Origin of the sequence: Acinetobacter guillouiae CIP 63.46, assembly GCF_000368145.1 — a bacterium.
GTDB classification, from domain to species: Bacteria; Pseudomonadota; Gammaproteobacteria; order Pseudomonadales; family Moraxellaceae; genus Acinetobacter; species Acinetobacter guillouiae.
In genome coordinates, this window is the sequence record NZ_KB849283.1 from 1,156,996 (window position 1) to 1,174,054 (window position 17,059).

Sequence of the window (17,059 nt, forward strand, 5' to 3'; positions counted from 1 at the left end):
GAAGATGATGATGAATAGACAACAAATCGATAGCCTCGTTCAGCAAATGAATGTCGCGACAGCAACAGGTGAAGTCAATCTGCGTGTTCAGCAAATCGTTGTTCGTTTACTTGGTGATTTATTCCAAGCCATTGAAGACTTAAATATGTCTCAAACCGAGCTTTGGAAAGGCTTAGAATATTTGACAGATGCAGGTCAAGCCAATGAACTGGGACTTTTGGCAGCAGGTCTCGGGCTAGAACATTACTTAGATTTACGTGCAGATGAAGCAGATGCTAAAGCCGGTATTACAGGTGGAACACCACGAACAATTGAAGGACCGCTTTATGTTGCAGGTGCGCCTGAGTCCGTTGGCTTTGCTCGTATGGATGATGGCTCTGAATCTGCGCACGTCGATGCCTTAATCATTGAAGGCAATGTCACTGACACTGCTGGACAGATTATTCCGAATGCAAAAGTAGAAATCTGGCATGCCAACAGTTTAGGCAACTATTCATTCTTTGATAAATCTCAGTCTGCATTTAATTTACGCCGCAGTATTTTCACCGATACACAAGGTCAATATATTGCTCAAACCACCATGCCTGTCGGTTATGGCTGTCCACCTGAAGGTACAACACAAGCTTTACTCAATTTATTGGGTCGACATGGTAACCGCCCTTCGCATGTTCACTACTTTGTCTCTGCGCCAGGTTATCGCAAACTGACCACCCAATTTAATATTGAAGGAGACAAATACCTTTGGGATGACTTTGCCTTTGCTACTCGTGATGGACTGATTGCTACTGCGCTGGATGTAACGGATCTCGCAAAAATTAAACAATACAATTTAAATAAAGCCTTTAAACACATCAAATTTAATTTCCAATTGGTCCAAGACGCTGATCAAGTCCCCTCTACAGAGGTTGATCGTCGTCGAGTAGCCGCTTAGTCAACAATGTAGTGATGCTTAATCCGTTTAACTACAGCTAGCTGCAATAAAAATATCATTGAAAAGGATTTTCTATGAAACAATTGATGTTCAAACTTTCAGTTCCATTGATGCTCGGTTTAACCAGTAGCATTGCCTGTGCCACAGAAAATGGGGCTGACTCATTTGCCCTCGGTGCCGAAGGTATGATGGCGGGCGCACTACCACCTGCTGGCGTGTATCTATTAAGCTATTATCAAAATTACCATGCCGGAAGTTTTGATAATGGCCCAGCGAATTTTCATTTAGATGTAAATGCCTTTATCCCCCGTTTGGTTTGGATGACAGAACAAAACTATCTCGGTGGTCAACTGGGTTTCTATGCCATACAGCCTATGGTTGATCTCAGATTATCTGCAGCGGGGATGTCAGACCATAACACTGCCTTAGGTGATTTAATGTTGGGGTCAATGTTAGGTTGGCATCAAGGAGATCACCACTGGATTGCTGCGATAGAAACAGTACTCGCCACAGGTCAATATGATAAGGCCACAGCACAACAGCCTTTGGTCGCCAATATTGGCAAAAACTATAATACTGTTCGACCGATTTTTGCTTACAGCTATGCGCCAAAAAATGGTTTAGATATTTCAACTAAAATTTCTTATAGCTTTAACACTGAAAATGATGATACCCAATACAAATCTGGGGAATATTTTGCTGGTGATTATAGTCTTGGATATAAACTTACTGATCAGGTTAAAGTGGCTGTTGAAGGCTACGCTTTTAAGCAAACCAAGTCAGATAAGCAACAGGGTGAAAATATTGCGATGCGTGGACAAGTTTTGGCAATTGGTCCTGCAATACAATATCAAGATAAAAACTGGTCAATTGAAGCAAAGTATTTAAAAGAAACTCATGTTGAAAATCGCCCTGAAGGCCATACGAGTGTATTAAAATTTGTTTGGGCTTTTTAGTGGCTATGCTTTGCACTTAGCTGTATTTTGTTTTTTGTGCTGATGCTCAAATGTAGTTGTTAAATCATACTCATAATCAGTCATTAACGCCGAATGAAATTCATTCGGCGTTAATTTAGAAACCGTCAATTCAGGTTAAAGTAAAACTGCAATATATCAACATAAATCACTTCAGTTTACGCCAATAATCATTTATAAATCTAATACCAATCTTTTGCCTTTGGCACGAGATACACAGATCATCATCGATTGTTGTGATGCCTTTTCATCATCACTCAAATACTGATCAAAGTGCTCTGCCTCACCGTCTAGAATTGCAGTTTCGCAGGTACCGCATACTCCTTCACGACACAAACACTCAACATCGATATTCAGTGCTTCAATCGCCTGTAAAATAGTTTGATTGCCCTGAACTTCGACTTGCTGATTGGATTTCGCCAAAACCACAGTAAATGCTTCACCATCTTCTGGTACGGTTGAAGCAAATTGTTCCCAATGAATATATTCATCTCGATAACGATGAAAATTACAACGATCAATCACCGCATCAATCATTGGCTTTGGCCCACAGACATAAACGTGTGTGCCCTTTGGCTGTGCGGAAATTAATTGATCGAGGTCAAGGCATTTCCCATCTGAATCGACATAACTAAAAATATGTTCAGCATGTTTTTGTTTGAGCTCTTGCAACAGTGCAGCATGCTCTGGCGAACGATAGGCATAATGCAATTCGTAATCTGCCCCACGTGCAGCCAACTCATCCATTTGCGGCACAAAAGGCGTAATCCCAATCCCACCCGCAATTAAAATATGTTTTGCGCCATTTTCAGCCAGTGGAAATAAATTTTTAGGTTCTGAAATCAGAATTTCACAGCCTTCATTGCATTGCTCATGCATATAGACCGAGCCACCTTTACCTTCTACATCTTTGCGTACGCATACTTGGTAAGTGCTAAGATCCTGAGCACAGCTCATCAGTGAATAGGCATTGGAAAGCTGATCATTCATTTTAACAATGATATGACTGCCTCCATTAAACTGAGGAAAATTTTGTCCATCCTGACGTTTAAATGTAAACCGTTTGATCAATGGTGTAAGTTGCTCTACCCCTGTGACCACTGATGCAAACATTTCATAATGACTTGCCATGTCTAAATCCTCTTTACCACATGTTGCTTTTTTAAGTACTTATTCAAGCGCTTTCTCATTGGAGGGCAGCGTGTTGGATGATCATCAATGAATGTCCAACACGCCTTTATCCTATAGCCCTAAACACATATATTTAATGGTCATGAATTCTTCTAAGCCATACTTAGAACCTTCACGGCCTACCCCTGATTGCTTCACGCCACCAAACGGGACCACTTCATTTGAAATTGCAGTTGAGTTCATCCCCACCATGCCATATTCAAGTTGTTCCGCGACACGCCAGATCCGTGAAATGCTTTCGCTATACACATAGGCTGCCAAACCAAAGATGGTGTCATTGGCCTGAGCAACCACATCTGCTTCATCACTAAATCGAATCAGCGGTGCCACTGGCCCAAAGATTTCTTCTTTGACAATTTCCATGCTTTGATCCACATCAGTAAGCACGGTCGGTTCAAAGAAGGTCTGTCCAAGTGCATGCTGTTTACCACCACAAGCCACTTGTGCACCTTTTTTACGTGCATCATCGATCAACTGTTGTGCTTTGAGGACGGCTTTTTCATTGATTAAAGGCCCTATCTGTACATTTTCTTCAAGACCATTACCAATCTTAAACTTTTCAACTTCTTGCACAAATTTCTCAGTAAATGCCTGATAAACCTTGTCATGTACATAAATACGGTTGGCACAAACACAGGTTTGCCCTGCATTACGGAATTTGGCAAAAATTGCACCTTGTACTGCTTTATCTAAATCTGCATCATCAAAAATAATCAATGGCGCATTTCCACCGAGTTCGAGCGCAAGTTTTTTAATCGTGTCTGAACATTGCTGCATCAATAAACGGCCAACAGGCGTTGAACCAGTAAAAGTCAGTTTTTTGACTTTTTCATGACTGGTAAATACTGCACCAATTTCTTGTGATTGACCTGTTACAACATTGATCACCCCAGCAGGAATCCCTGCCATTTCTGCAAGTTTGGCAATGGCCAAGGCGCAATAAGGCGTTTCATTGGCAGGTTTAATCACAATCGTACACCCCGCAGCTAAAGCTGGCGCAGCCTTACGGGTAATCATGGCAATTGGGAAATTCCAAGGCGTGATCGCTGCAACCACACCTACAGGTTCCTTGGTAATGATAAAACGCTGTTGATTATTGGTGGTAGGAATCACATCACCATAAACTCGCTTGCCCTCTTCTGCGAACCATTGAATAAATGAAGCAGCATATTTCACTTCACCTAAAGCTTCAGCCAAAGGCTTACCTTGTTCAATGGTCATGATACGAGCCAATTCGTCAGCATGTGCCAATACCAACTGATACCAAGCCAATAATAAATCTGCGCGTTTTTGTGCAGTTAAGGCTTTCCACGTTGCTAACGCTTGATATGCAGCATCAACAGCTAGGCTTGCTTCTGCTGCCCCCATATTGGGAATAAGCCCAATCTCTTCACCTGTTGCTGGGTTGGTGACGGGTACAGTGGCGTTGGATTGTGCATTGATCCACTGACCATTTACCCATCCGCGTTGTTGAAATAGCGGACTACCTTGCAAACTTGACATGTCATGATCCTATGGTTTGAAAGCAAGGTACGACTTTATTTGCCGTACCTTTAACTTGAGAGCTTCTCTAAAAAAACATGATCGAGCTGTTTACCCCAGTGATGTTTTGAGAGGCTCCCTTAAATGATTATTTGTGATATTGCGCAACGAGGTTTTGGAAATAAGCAATGCCGTGTTCACTAATCCCCGAACGTTGCTTATCCGTCATGATTCGCCCTTGACCGCGATAACCACGTGACTTTAAGCCACGTTGCACACTTTCAACCAGATTTAAATCTTCTGGGCGGAAGACATTACGATACCATTCAATCAAATCTTTTTGGTCTTGAGTCAGTTCTTCATTGGTAAAGTAAATATCATAATGTTGTAATGTCGTTTCAGCATCTACAGGAAACTCATAAATTACAGTCATAAAATTACCGCCTGGTGGCACATTAAACATGGTGCAAGGCCATGTCCAAAAACCACTAAAGGTTGGATCTTGTACCGATGGATCCAGCTTGAAGGATTTTTCTGAAGAACGTGCATAACCATATTGCAAGGTCCAGTTTTGGTGTGTGGTATGCCAATATTTATCCACCTGAACAGAATCAGCAAAGCCCGGATGCGCAGGTCCGCAGTGATAACATTCCATATAGTTATCTACAATCACTTTCCAGTTCGCTGGTGTTTCCGTCACAAAGCGTGCTGCAAGTTTTAAATCTTTGATCACCGCACAAGTTTCATTGAGCTTTTGTGCAAACTCAGGCAATTGATCTTCAACACAAGTGGCATTTTCATCCATATTGATAAAGATAAAACCGGCATACTCTTCAACTTTTACAGGCACCATACTTGAGTTTTGTTTATCAAAGGATTCAACATGATCACAGTTACGTGCCAGCGCCAAACTTCCGTCTAGCTTAAATGTCCATGCATGATAAGGACAGGTAATTACATTCTTCGCTTTACCACTGCCACTTAACAACTCATGCCCACGATGCGGGCAGACATTATAAAAAGCCCGTAATACGCTGTCTTTACCGCGAATCACAATAATATTTTCACCAATGACCTTACGGGTAATATAGTCATTGGCTTGAGCCACCTCACTGCCGTGTGCAACGCAAATCCAGCTTTTTGCAAAAATTTCTTCTTTTTCACGCTCAAAAACCTGAGAAGATGTATAGAACACTTTGGGAAATGTCCAAGCAACGTCTGGGTTTGAACAGAAATCTTCTGGTAATTTTTCAACTGCATTCATGTTTTTACTCCATTAAACTCTTTTTTGTCCTAACGACCGTTTGTTTAAAATTGGCTGATGTTCAAATCAATTGAACATTGGCTTTAACGAACTCAGCATGCGCTGATATAAATCTTGCACCACAGGACAGTCACGTACTAAACGCAAACTGCCATGTAGTAATCCTTTACCGAGATAAAATTCGGTTGCAATATTGGCCTGTTTTAACTTGTCAGCAAAAATACGCCCATCATCACTGAGTGGGTCATACTCAGCGACAGCAATAAAACTACGGGGCATATCAGAAAAATCCTGTGCCAACAGTGGTGATAAACGTAAGTCCTGCCAGTCGCTTGTATTTGGCGCATAGGCTTGCAAGTAATCATGCATATCCGCTAGCGACAGTAACGGTGCATCTGCTTGCTGCTGACAAGATGCCGTATCAAAACCACTACTCAAACATGGATAAATCATTGCAAGACCACAGGCTTGAGCCCCTGTATGTTGTAATTGCACTGCAAGTGCAGCCGCTAAATTACCGCCTGCACTGTCCCCCATCAAAACAATTTGATTTGGATTAATCTTCCATTGCAGGCCATGTTGATAGAGCCAGTGATATACCGTTTCACAGTCTTCATATGCAGCTGGAAAATGGTGTTCTGGTGTTAAGCGATAATCCACACTCAGCACAGCAACATTTAAATCACGACATAAATAGCGGGTGATAAACTCATGTGAATCAAGATTTCCCACCATCCAACCGCCACCATGAAGATATAAAATACATGGCCAACCTGTCGCTGGTGCTTCACCCAATGGTGAATACAACCGAACATTGACTGGATGATTGAGCTGCGGCACAGTTTTATCTTGAATATTGACCGTACCATCACGCGGTAAGGTGTAATGTAAGCACATCGCATCATACGCAGCCCGAATAGAATCGATATCGTCATCCGCAGGTGAATAAATGCTGCTCCAATACATCAGACTTTGCATTTCTTCACTCAATCTATAGTGCATGCTCGATTGTTGTGTCATGACAATTCCTTTTGACTGGTTTTATCCGCAGTGGGTTCAATTGCAACATCAATGTGCATATGTTTATTTGCATCTGTTTGATCTAAAGATTCCAACTCACTAAAACTCATTTGCTCAATCAGATGGGATGGAACCTTTGAATAATCCTCAATCAACCATTTCACTAAGCCATAGGTCTGTATCAAAATAATCACAATGAATGGCAAGGCAGTCACAATGGTCGCGGTCTTCATGGTGTCCAAAGGCGCTTTAGAGAAAATCATCGCAATCGGAACAAGGGTTAACATCACACACCAGAACAAACGTGCATTTGGTGATGGGTCTTGCCCCTCACGTAAACCACGGGTACAAGTTGCCGACACTGCATAGCCCACAGCATCCATATGTGCTGCAAGAAAAATCACCATAATCCCAAGGAAAATCCACATCATCAGCTTGCCAGCAGGCAATAAACCAAGCAGTTGGCTAATCGCAACTTCACCACCTTGTTGGCTTAAAACTTGTGGCACATTGACCATACCGTGAATAAAGTTATAGACACTGTAGTTTTCAAACACCCCAAAGATGAACCATAAACCAACGCTACCGCCAATGACCATGGCAAGAATCACTTCTTTGATGGTACGTCCCTTTGAAACACGCGTTACAAATAACGCCACACCTGGTGCATAAGAAATCCACCATAACCAATAAAATACGGTCCATTCACGAGTGAACTTTCCATCGCCCATTGGGTCGGTAAATAAACTCATATCGACAAAATTGGTTGCCATTAAGCCAAAGCTCATCAGCGAGTTATTCATAATGAATTGGGTCGGCCCAAAGCACAGCACATAAATCGCAAACAACACCACACCTAAACACACCATATGGCTGAGACGTTGCATGCCCTTATCCATCCCCACATAAGAACTCAGGGCGAATAAAATCGATACTGCAAAAATAATCACCACTTTGGTCATAAAGGTATTGGGGATACCTGTCAGCTGCGACAAAATATTGGTAAAAGTCACCGCAGTCAGCACCAAAGAAATTGTTAAAGCACCGAACATACACAACAAGAACATCAGATCGACAAGGCGCCCAACAGGTCCAGTTGCCTTAAAACCAGTGACCGCTTCAATCATTGACGCCAAACTTAAGCCTTTATTCTTTCTGACGTGATAGCTATAACATAGTGAAATTGAAGCCAGCGCATAGATCGACCAAGCACTCAATCCCGAATGAAAGAATGAGTAAGCAACGCTATATTTCAATGCTTCCGCAGATTCAGGAGTTAAATTTAAACCCGGTGTTTGATAATAATAAGCCCAGTCTAAGAAGCCCCAATATAAGGTCGAAGAACCAATACCCGATAAAATGAACATGAAAATCCATGACATGGTACTGTATTGCGGTTTGCCTTCACCTAACTTGATTTTTCCATATTTACTGAACGCCAAAGCAAAGGTAAAAATAATCGATAAAAATGCAAATAAAAGCACTGGTGTAGTAAAAACAGATGTTGTCCACTTCATCCATTGAGCAGCAAGCTGTATAGATTCAGTCGAGTAAATTGCCAAACCAGCCACCGAAATAAACACAACGGCAAGACTGGTTATTGCAAGTGTCTTATCTGTATAAAGTTTTGTATTTTGATTATCCATATCCATTCAATCCATCTTGGATCCTGATTGTTTATTCCCTAAGGGCGATTACTCCATCGCGAATAAGTCCATTTTTTGATGTGTTACAAATGCTGCTATCGCATCTCCAACGTCGTCCGTTTTGGCTGTTCCACCCACATCTGGTGTTTTTGGGCCATGTAGCAATACATGTTCAATCGCCTGCATAATCTCTTGACCTGCTTGAACCACCTGTTCGTCGCCATCTGCCAAGAAATCCAACATCATTGCGCCAGACCAGATTGCAGCAATTGGATTGGCAATTTTTTGACCATAAATATCGGGTGCAGAACCATGTACAGGTTCAAACAACGACGGGAAATTACGTTCTGGATTTAAGTTTGCAGAAGCAGCTAAACCAATCGTTCCTGTACATGCAGGTCCCAAATCCGACAAAATATCACCAAATAAGTTTGAAGCAACCACGACATCAAAACGTTCAGGCTGTAACACAAAACGCGCGGCCAAAATATCGACATGCTGTTTGTCTGCCTTAATTTGCGGATATTGTTTTGCCATCTCATCAACACGTTCATCCCAGTACGGCATACTGACTGCAATACCATTTGATTTGGTTGCAGCGGTAACTTTTTTAGCATCGCGTTGATTGGCAAACTCAAAAGCATATTTCAAAATACGGTCTACACCATGACGGGTAAACACAGCTTCTTGTAAAACAAACTCACGCTCAGTACCTTCAAAAGCCTTACCACCAATCGCAGAATATTCACCTTCGCTATTTTCACGTACCACGTAGAAATCAATATCCCCAGGTTTTTTACCTGCAAGTGGGCATTTCACCCCTGGCATTAAACGTACTGGACGTAAATTCACATATTGGTCAAAACGACGACGGAACTGTAGCAATGACCCCCAAAGAGAAATATGATCTGGCACTTTTTCAGGCCAACCCACTGCACCAAAGAAAATCGCATCGTATTGCTGTAAAATTTCAAACCAGTTGTCGGGCATCATTTTTCCGTGTTCAAGATAGTAATCACAACTTGCCCACTCAAACGCATCGAACTGTAGCGCTATGCCATATTTGTCTGCAGCTGCCTTTACAACCTTGATCCCTTCTGGTAGAACTTCTAACCCGATTCCATCGCCTGCAATCGTCGCAACTTTATACTTTTTTGCCATAACGCTCCCTTACACCTTTGGTTAATATCCTTAGCTGTAAACATGCTATTTTCAGCAAAAATGATCAATAATAAAACTATCACCCCAATGGACACGGATCGTGAATAATCTACCTAACCTATCGGATTTAAAGGTTTTTTGCACAGTCGCAAAACGTAAAAGTTTTGTTGATTCTGCTGAGGAACTGGGTGTTTCGCCTGCGTTTATTAGTAAGCGCATCAACATTTTAGAAAACAATTTAAACTGTAAATTGTTTCATCGTAGTACCCGTCATGTCAGTTTGACTGAAGATGGCAAACTGATTTTGGAGCGAGTTGCTCATATTTTGGATGAATTTGATGAAATCAGTGAGTTGGTCAATAACCCTTTAAGTACCCCCACAGGGCATCTGGATATTGTCAGTAGCTTTGGTTTTGGGCGGAAACACGTTGCACCGATTCTGTCTAAACTGCTGACCATGTATCCAAAATTAGAAATTCAGTTTGATACAATTGATAATACGAAAGATTTAATTCAACACAGTATTGATCTGGATATTCGGATTGGCAATGAAATTGCACCCAATATGATTGCCAAAAAAATGGTTTCTAATTTCCGAATTTTTTGTGCTGCACCAAGCTATTTACTAAAAAATGGAATGCCTGAAAGTTTAGACGATTTGCGTAGTCATGATTGCTTAACCATCAGTGAACGTGACCAATCCTCGGTATTATGGAAATTACGCCACGCTTCAGAAGATATGTCGGTACATGTCACCCCACGTTTTATTTCCAACAATGGTGAAATTATTCACCAATTGGCAGTCGAAGGTCATGGCATTATCTTACGTTCAATTTGGGATGTTGCAGATGAGTTGATTAGCGGTCAGTTACAGCATATTTTGCCTGAATACTGGCAAGATGCCGATGTATGGGCTGTCTACCCGTCACGTTTAAAAAGCTCGTCTAAATTACAGACCTGTATCCTGTTTATCCAAAATGAATTACAGAATCGATTGCAGCATGTTCAGAACCTATCACGTGGACAACTGATTCAACCGGTAGAATCGGTAACACAGCACGCTGAAAAGGTATTTTTATAATCGAGATCAGTTGCCTGCTTTCTTTTTTTAACAACATCATGCACATTAATTCAATCATGAACATGCAGGCAGCATATGAACACGGCAATATTTGGCCTTATTTTAATCGCAGCGGCATTTCACGCCACATGGAATGCTATTGTCAAAGCAGGCTCAAATAAATTTTTAACCACTGTATTGGTGACTGCATCAGCAGCAGTTTTAGCAGCGCTACTACTGCCCTTTTTCCCGATACCACATCGCGCTAGCTGGTCTTATATTTTAGCCTCAACGGGAATACAGATTCTCTATTTTGGTATGGTTGCCAAAATTTATCGCGTCGCGGACATGGGACTAAGCTATCCTCTTATGCGTGGTACTGCACCGCTTATTGTGGCAGTTTTAGGGACATTCTTGCTGCATGAAACATTAGAACTAAATGCTTGGCTTGGGATCATTACTATTTCCATCGGCATTTTATCCATGATCTTCGCAACCTCTCAAACAGGACGAAAAGGAATTGGTTTAGCCTTGCTCAATGCAGTCTTGATTGCTGGCTATACCTTGGTGGATGGTCATGGAATTCGTCTCTCAGGATCACCCATTTCTTATATCTTATGGAGCTTTGTGCTCTCAGGTCTGATCTTTTTTATGTTTGCCTTGAAAATGCAATATCACCAGATGGGTGATTATTTTCGTCATAATTGGCATTTCGGTTTAATTGGTGGGATTGGCTCATTTTTCTCTTATGGACTTGCATTGTGGGCGATGACACTTGCACCAGTTGCTATTGTTGCCGCACTGCGTGAAACCTCGATTTTATTTGCGACGCTAATTTCGATTTTTATTCTTAAAGAACAAGTTAATGCGATACGTATTATCTCGTCATGTATTATTTTAATTGGGGCATTGGTCCTAAGAGCAGTCTAACCCTAACAGCCATTTATTCCTATGTACCATCTATTCCTAAGAGTTGCTGGCGTAGGCACAACCGAAAGAACCAGCCTATTTTAAATAGACTGGTTGATCTTCAATGTTAATTTTAGAAGTAATAACCCAGTGATAAGTAAAATAATTTATTCCACTGATTACTGTCGCCTTGTGCAAGACCGTTTGCACTGCCGCCTGTCATTGGATCATTACGACTCCAAATATATTCGCCCTGAATCCCTACTGCTTTATAATTAAAATACACCCCAGCAATTAAACGATCTGAATCTTGATAGTCCTTTTGATCTTTAAAGAAGCGGCTATAGGACAGATAAGGTTTAATATTTTCTAACTGATAAAAGGGTTGAGCCAAAGTGTAATTAATTTCATTGGCCATAAATTTGCCTTTATTGGCCACTTGGTAGGGGTAATCAAATGCCCCGATGGTTGAGCTATTTGGCAGAAGATTATCGGCATTTTTAATGTTCTGTTTACCAGCAAGAAACAACCATTGCCAAGCTTGATAATTGGTGGTGCTAAATATATTCCATGTACTTCGATGACCATCTTGTTGGGTTCGATTATTTTCCAGATCTGAGTACCAGAATGAACCACCTATCTCAGTTGAAAACTTTTGCGCTGGGTCTAGCTCAAATTTTCTAGATAAGCGCGTCACCCACATATTTTTTTCATTAATATCTGTGCCTTGGCTTAAATCATCGGCTTGAACGAAGTTACCACTATAGCGACTTGCGTCTTTGGATGTTCCTGTATAGTTACCACCATCTGTTGGATAAAAGCCTAAAATAAAATTGTATTGATCATTTTTAAACTGATACTTCGCACCTAGATTTTGAATATCTTCTAAGCCAACGGTATTTAGCAAGGTTTCATAATAACTGTTACCCCACAGTCGACCAAATCCAAAATCAACTGATTGAAAGCCCACGGTAAAGCGTTGTTGGTCTGAAGTTTTATACCCAGCCCAAGCATCTTTTAGAAATAATCCGTCACATAAGCGGCTGTATTGGTAACAGCGTAGATCTAATGAGGCAATCCAATTTGGATTTTCATAACTCAATACTGTTTTAATATCTGCAAGCTGCCAGTCCTTATTTTTAGAACCTTCATTTGCCTCAACGATATAATCTTTGTACATATATCGGGTACGGATTGCGCCTGAAAGTTTAAGTTCACCTGATTCTGTTTTAGGGTCACCTATACTTAAATCTGCTGCAAAACTAGGCATGCTGACCAAAAGCCCCATTGAACCTATAAATAGAAATAACTTCTTCATTGTTGTACATCCTTGTTTAACCTCATATAAAAATGAAGAATTTATGTACAACAAACAATGGGCAAACTATAAAGTCGGAATTTACAGACTGTGTTTAATACGGATTGATTCAATCACGATAAGGAGGTAAAAAGCTGCGATTTTTAGGTTTTATTGAAAACCAAACTTATGACAACGATTCAAATCAAACCGTCTTAAAATCAATAAAATCGTTTGAATTTTGATTACATGCAGCTAACTTTGATATACTTTTATAAACAGAAATCTGCAAGAAATTAATGTCATCATAGCTTAATGGAATAACTGCTGGAGTCTTTGCGAATTTTCCTAATGGATATAAAATAATTAGAGAAAAATCTTCTCCATAGCAAAAATTAACGTAATTATCATGATTAGTCTCGACTAATTTCCACCCTCCATCTTCAAGTTTTTTATAAATATTTTTCATTTCATCGCGATTTAAATCTGCTTTTTTAATTTTAATTAATGCATATTGCTCACCATAATTATGATTACCACGAGCATTAATATCCTTATATTCATAAATATAGCCATGAAAATATATATTCATAAAATTCTTAAATCGATCAGGAATAATTTCTGCTTTATCTGTATTTGAACATGCAGCCAGCCAAAACACTAGAAATGAGGTTAGAATAGACTTAATAATTTTTTTCATAACTTCTAAAAAAAAAACAAACTATAAGTATTTTTTAATTCTATTTGGCACTTTGCTTAAAAGACCTAATTTTTTCATCTCTGCATAATATAGAGCGTAGTTTTTCCTTGCGAGCGGTTCGTTTTTTTTTGCGACATAAATATCGGCTATATTTAAGTAAGCTACTGCTCTACTTGGATCTAGCTTTGTAACACGGTTTAAAATGTTTAAAGATTCATTATAATAGCCTAATTTATATAAATAAAATGCAGAATCATTAAGCTCTTGAACATCATTTTTGCTATATACAGGCAATTGGCAATTTATGCTTTTGATTATTTCATTTATTTCTAATTTCTCAGACTTTTTCAATTTCTTTAAATTTTGGCTTGTTGAATAATTCATATAAACAACTGCGCCTCTTCCCCCACCTACATCAGCCTCCCAAATAGGTAGATCCTTTTGCTTATCCCACTTTCCAGCACACATATCGCTTAACATTGTTGGAATAGCATCCACAATCACTTTATTTTTATTATTGATAATTAAACAGTAGCGTTGATCATGATCTGAAATCGGTAACGTCAAAAAGTTATAATTTTTAGTGATGTATGAATATTCAGGAAAGACTTCTTTCGATGAAAGACTAAAATTTGCATCACTTAAATTTAGCGGACTGCAATTTTTATAGCTTAAAAAATCAGGAGTTGCATGTACTGAAAAAATTGTACTACTTAACAATATAAAGAGCGTTTTCTTTAGCATTATCGTTGTCCTAATGTTTATATCTTTATTAGATGTACAGGTTCATTCATTGGCATATAAAATTTGTCACTTTATAAAGTAATTTAGAGGCTACATGCTGTTTTTAAATATTTATTGGATTTTATTCAACATATCCATAGCAGGCTGAAATCCATAGTTTTTAGCATATTCTAGATATTCTTTTGATTTATTTAAATCACGATTAACTCCCAATCCATTTAAATACATATAACCTAAATTTGAAGCTGCTACAACTTTTATGTCTTTATCTGACTGACTATATAGTGAATTAAAAGTAGTTAATGCTAATTTATAATTTTTAGAACAATTATTACCTAACAAATATTCAGAACCAACGCTTAAACCAGCAGATAAATAACCTTTATCAAAAGATAATTTATACAAATCACAAATCTCAGGATTAGCAACTCCATCTGATTTATATTGTAATACTCTAGCCTTCAATGCATACCCTATAGCAACATTATGTTCTATTAATTTATTCGATAAATCAATAACTTTATCCAAATCACGATAACCTTCAAGATTTGTCATTTCTCCCAAGTATAAAACAGCTAAATCAGCATAAGAAAACCAATACTTTTTATCAATTGCAATGTTATTATATTTAACAAACCCTTCTATATTACCTTTTTGGAGTTCAATCAAAGCTATCTCTGAAAAAGAAGCAGGAATATATTCTTTCGATTGATTCAATAATAATAATGCTTGATCTAAATTTTTATCTACACCAATCCCTCTGCTATATCTTGCACCTAAACTATGTATTGCCAGAGGATTTCCTAGATTAGCTGCTTCTTTTATTAATATAGTTGCGGAATTAATATTACCTTCTGCTTCATATTTTTTAGCTAACCAGAATTTTGCTTGAGGATTCTGATGCTCTGCAGCATATTCGATATATTTTAATCCTTCTGCCTCATTTTTATCATAAAACTCTCCATAATATTTTAAATTTCCTAAGATATAGGCATCAGCAGGCCTTTTATCATTCTGTTCTAAGCACTTTTTACTATTATCATTAAAATTTTCAAAGTCTATTTGACAATTTGGTATCAATTTTTGATTGACTTCATTTCTTAGACTTATTGGGATCAGTCCACATTTGATCGTGCCATACTCATTTGCAATTTCACATGGGATTGAAATTATATTTGGATTTTTCTCTTCGGCAATGCTCACTTTTGAGTTTGCACAACCACTTAACCATCCTATCAAATATAAAATCAATAATTTATTCATTTTCTTGCCTTGTTATTTTCGAAATTGCTAATTCTTTTATTGATTAATTTTTTGTTCTCATAACTCAACTCATTATAACCCTCTGTTTTTATGAAATTTTTTAATTTTTCCAATAAGATTTTCTTATCATTCTCATTAATATACTCATACAATATTGCTTCTGCCTCAGCATCATATATAAAAGCATCTCCTCCCAATATAATTATTGAATAATAGAAATCTACTCTATCACTTTCTTTTTTTTCTTTAATCATATGTATTTCTTTATAGAACATACTAATCCAGATTCTATCTGGAGCCTTTTGAAGTAATAGCACTTTAACGCTTCCCCATTGGGCACTACCGCCAATTGCTTTAATTTCAGACAAAACAAAACCTATGTAGCCTAAAATATAGATAACTAAAAATAGAAAAACACTTAAAAATATATAAAAAATACGATGATTCATTTTATCTCTTCGTTCAAATAAATAAAATTTATATACTTATTTTTATTTCCTAAAAGATAACCAATTAAGCCTATTGTTATCCTTTTTAAAAATTTACCACGAATTTGTCTGAATAATATATTTACTCTCCATCTTAATCTACTTTCTAAGTATTCAACCCTGTTTCAATTACTTTTAGCGTTGTTAAATTTAACCAATCTATATTTATGGGTTGGGCTAGACCCGTTCTAAAATTCCAAAGAGTTATACTAGATCAGTCGTTAATTTCATTTGAAAGTTATCAATTATATAAACTATTAACTACAGCCCCCCCCTAAACAGCTGATTAAAAAAGTGATCCACACTTAAAAAGTTAAAATCAATAGATTAATTGCAGGAATCAACACCAGAAATTAGATACATAAACGCAACGCCATTTACTGAAAAATCTCCTGGAGTCAACACTGAGCCATTATAATCAATTACAGGACCTGAATTTTCAGTTACAATATTAATACGATTATTCCTACCTAAACAATATGTATCAACGCCTTTACCCTGTCCTTTGAGTACCCATCCATCTTGTTTTAATATCTTTATTATTTCATCAAGTTTTTTTGAATCCTTAGAAACTTCTACATTAGAAATCTGTGTTTGCGATTTATTTATTGCATTTCTTATTTTAACATCAGAACCCAATATTTTGATCATTTTATCATCAAAAGGATATCTATCCGAATCATCTGGTCTAAGACCTGTTGTACAAGCAATTAATACCAACACTAAACTCATACAAGAGAGCATTTTTATAATCTCAAATATTCTCATTTACTACTCTCCTTATTACACTAATTACCTTTGATTTTTGAACTTTTTTATTATAAATTTTTATTTTCCTTGTTTAAATCATACCTTAACCTATAATACACTTAAATACATGTAGCCTGAATTTTAAGATACTACAATCCTCAGTTCTTCACTAAGCTGAT

General features: G+C 38.2%; 16 protein-coding genes. 4 read left to right on the forward strand and 12 right to left on the reverse strand.

From position 1 onward, the window contains the following. The first annotated feature begins 10 nt into the window (after positions 1-10). Together catA and F981_RS10630 are read left to right on the forward strand one after the other, a co-directional pair. A complete protein-coding gene (gene catA, locus F981_RS10625; RefSeq protein ID WP_035371574.1) occupies positions 11-931 on the forward strand; it encodes a catechol 1,2-dioxygenase in 921 nt (306 codons plus the stop codon). A gap of 74 nt (positions 932-1,005) precedes the next feature. Next, positions 1,006-1,887, forward strand: coding sequence for a SphA family protein (locus tag F981_RS10630; protein ID WP_004721369.1), 882 nt, complete (start codon positions 1,006-1,008; stop codon positions 1,885-1,887). A gap of 192 nt (positions 1,888-2,079) precedes the next feature. Here the strand turns inward: F981_RS10630 and cntB are convergent, their stop codons facing one another. The 6 genes from cntB to F981_RS10660 all read right to left on the reverse strand — a co-directional run bounded on the left by cntB (position 2,080) and on the right by F981_RS10660 (position 9,669). After that, a complete protein-coding gene (gene cntB, locus F981_RS10635) occupies positions 2,080-3,036 on the reverse strand; it encodes a carnitine monooxygenase, reductase subunit CntB (RefSeq protein ID WP_004721372.1) in 957 nt (318 codons plus the stop codon). A gap of 111 nt (positions 3,037-3,147) precedes the next feature. Then, on the reverse strand, positions 3,148-4,599 hold the full coding sequence (locus F981_RS10640) for an NAD-dependent succinate-semialdehyde dehydrogenase (RefSeq protein WP_004721374.1): 1,452 nt from the start codon (positions 4,597-4,599) through the stop codon (positions 3,148-3,150). Positions 4,600-4,726: 127 nt separating this feature from the next. Next, positions 4,727-5,842 carry a carnitine monooxygenase subunit alpha gene (cntA, locus tag F981_RS10645; RefSeq protein WP_004721375.1) on the reverse strand — a complete coding sequence of 372 codons (1,116 nt, stop codon included), beginning with the start codon at positions 5,840-5,842 and terminating at the stop codon, positions 4,727-4,729. Positions 5,843-5,908: 66 nt separating this feature from the next. Next, positions 5,909-6,862 carry an alpha/beta hydrolase gene (locus F981_RS10650; protein ID WP_004721377.1) on the reverse strand — a complete coding sequence of 318 codons (954 nt, stop codon included), beginning with the start codon at positions 6,860-6,862 and terminating at the stop codon, positions 5,909-5,911. Continuing rightward, entirely contained in the window at positions 6,859-8,514 is a 1,656-nt protein-coding gene (locus F981_RS10655) for a BCCT family transporter (protein ID WP_016539053.1), read from the reverse strand. Before F981_RS10655 ends, F981_RS10650 begins: the two co-directional genes overlap by 4 nt. A gap of 42 nt (positions 8,515-8,556) precedes the next feature. Beyond that, positions 8,557-9,669, reverse strand: a complete 1,113-nt coding sequence (locus F981_RS10660; RefSeq protein ID WP_004721382.1) for a tartrate dehydrogenase — start codon at positions 9,667-9,669, stop codon at positions 8,557-8,559. Positions 9,670-9,769: 100 nt separating this feature from the next. Between F981_RS10660 and F981_RS10665 the strand changes: the two genes are divergently transcribed. Together F981_RS10665 and F981_RS10670 are read left to right on the forward strand one after the other, a co-directional pair. Further along, positions 9,770-10,750, forward strand: coding sequence for a LysR family transcriptional regulator (locus tag F981_RS10665; protein ID WP_004721384.1), 981 nt, complete (start codon positions 9,770-9,772; stop codon positions 10,748-10,750). A 75-nt stretch (positions 10,751-10,825) separates the two neighbouring features. Continuing rightward, the gene (locus F981_RS10670) at positions 10,826-11,659 is read left to right on the forward strand and encodes a DMT family transporter (protein ID WP_004721387.1); all 834 of its coding nucleotides are present in this window, start codon (positions 10,826-10,828) and stop codon (positions 11,657-11,659) included. Between the two features lie 112 nt (positions 11,660-11,771). On the opposite strand, the gene F981_RS10675 is transcribed toward F981_RS10670, so the two are convergent. From F981_RS10675 to F981_RS10700, 6 genes are all read right to left on the reverse strand, one after another. After that, positions 11,772-12,956 (reverse strand): hypothetical protein, encoded by a 1,185-nt coding sequence (locus F981_RS10675; protein WP_004721389.1) that lies wholly within the window; start codon positions 12,954-12,956, stop codon positions 11,772-11,774. A gap of 184 nt (positions 12,957-13,140) precedes the next feature. Further along, on the reverse strand, positions 13,141-13,635 hold the full coding sequence (locus F981_RS10680) for a hypothetical protein (RefSeq protein ID WP_004721392.1): 495 nt from the start codon (positions 13,633-13,635) through the stop codon (positions 13,141-13,143). 21 nt (positions 13,636-13,656) lie between these two features. Then, the gene (locus tag F981_RS10685) at positions 13,657-14,379 is read right to left on the reverse strand and encodes a tetratricopeptide repeat protein (RefSeq protein WP_004721394.1); all 723 of its coding nucleotides are present in this window, start codon (positions 14,377-14,379) and stop codon (positions 13,657-13,659) included. Positions 14,380-14,490: 111 nt separating this feature from the next. Next, positions 14,491-15,642: an SEL1-like repeat protein gene (locus F981_RS10690; RefSeq protein WP_004721396.1), complete on the reverse strand. Its 1,152-nt coding sequence runs from the start codon at positions 15,640-15,642 to the stop codon at positions 14,491-14,493. Continuing rightward, the gene (locus F981_RS10695; protein ID WP_004721398.1) at positions 15,639-16,091 is read right to left on the reverse strand and encodes a hypothetical protein; all 453 of its coding nucleotides are present in this window, start codon (positions 16,089-16,091) and stop codon (positions 15,639-15,641) included. Before F981_RS10695 ends, F981_RS10690 begins: the two co-directional genes overlap by 4 nt. 366 nt (positions 16,092-16,457) lie before the next feature. Continuing rightward, on the reverse strand, positions 16,458-16,898 hold the full coding sequence (locus F981_RS10700) for a hypothetical protein (protein WP_004721399.1): 441 nt from the start codon (positions 16,896-16,898) through the stop codon (positions 16,458-16,460). Positions 16,899-17,059: the final 161 nt, after the last annotated feature.

Coding starts and splice junctions, on each gene's coding strand:
- catA (WP_035371574.1), top strand. CDS start 11: ATGAATAGACAACAAATCGATAGCCTCGTTCAGCAAATGAATGTCGCG.
- F981_RS10680 (WP_004721392.1), bottom strand. CDS start 13,635: ATGAAAAAAATTATTAAGTCTATTCTAACCTCATTTCTAGTGTTTTGG.
- F981_RS10640 (WP_004721374.1), bottom strand. CDS start 4,599: ATGTCAAGTTTGCAAGGTAGTCCGCTATTTCAACAACGCGGATGGGTA.
- F981_RS10690 (WP_004721396.1), bottom strand. CDS start 15,642: ATGAATAAATTATTGATTTTATATTTGATAGGATGGTTAAGTGGTTGT.
- F981_RS10675 (WP_004721389.1), bottom strand. CDS start 12,956: ATGAAGAAGTTATTTCTATTTATAGGTTCAATGGGGCTTTTGGTCAGC.
- F981_RS10695 (WP_004721398.1), bottom strand. CDS start 16,091: ATGAATCATCGTATTTTTTATATATTTTTAAGTGTTTTTCTATTTTTA.
- cntA (WP_004721375.1), bottom strand. CDS start 5,842: ATGAATGCAGTTGAAAAATTACCAGAAGATTTCTGTTCAAACCCAGAC.
- F981_RS10700 (WP_004721399.1), bottom strand. CDS start 16,898: ATGAGAATATTTGAGATTATAAAAATGCTCTCTTGTATGAGTTTAGTG.
- F981_RS10630 (WP_004721369.1), top strand. CDS start 1,006: ATGAAACAATTGATGTTCAAACTTTCAGTTCCATTGATGCTCGGTTTA.
- F981_RS10655 (WP_016539053.1), bottom strand. CDS start 8,514: ATGGATATGGATAATCAAAATACAAAACTTTATACAGATAAGACACTT.
- cntB (WP_004721372.1), bottom strand. CDS start 3,036: ATGGCAAGTCATTATGAAATGTTTGCATCAGTGGTCACAGGGGTAGAG.
- F981_RS10650 (WP_004721377.1), bottom strand. CDS start 6,862: ATGACACAACAATCGAGCATGCACTATAGATTGAGTGAAGAAATGCAA.
- F981_RS10670 (WP_004721387.1), top strand. CDS start 10,826: ATGAACACGGCAATATTTGGCCTTATTTTAATCGCAGCGGCATTTCAC.
- F981_RS10660 (WP_004721382.1), bottom strand. CDS start 9,669: ATGGCAAAAAAGTATAAAGTTGCGACGATTGCAGGCGATGGAATCGGG.
- F981_RS10685 (WP_004721394.1), bottom strand. CDS start 14,379: ATGCTAAAGAAAACGCTCTTTATATTGTTAAGTAGTACAATTTTTTCA.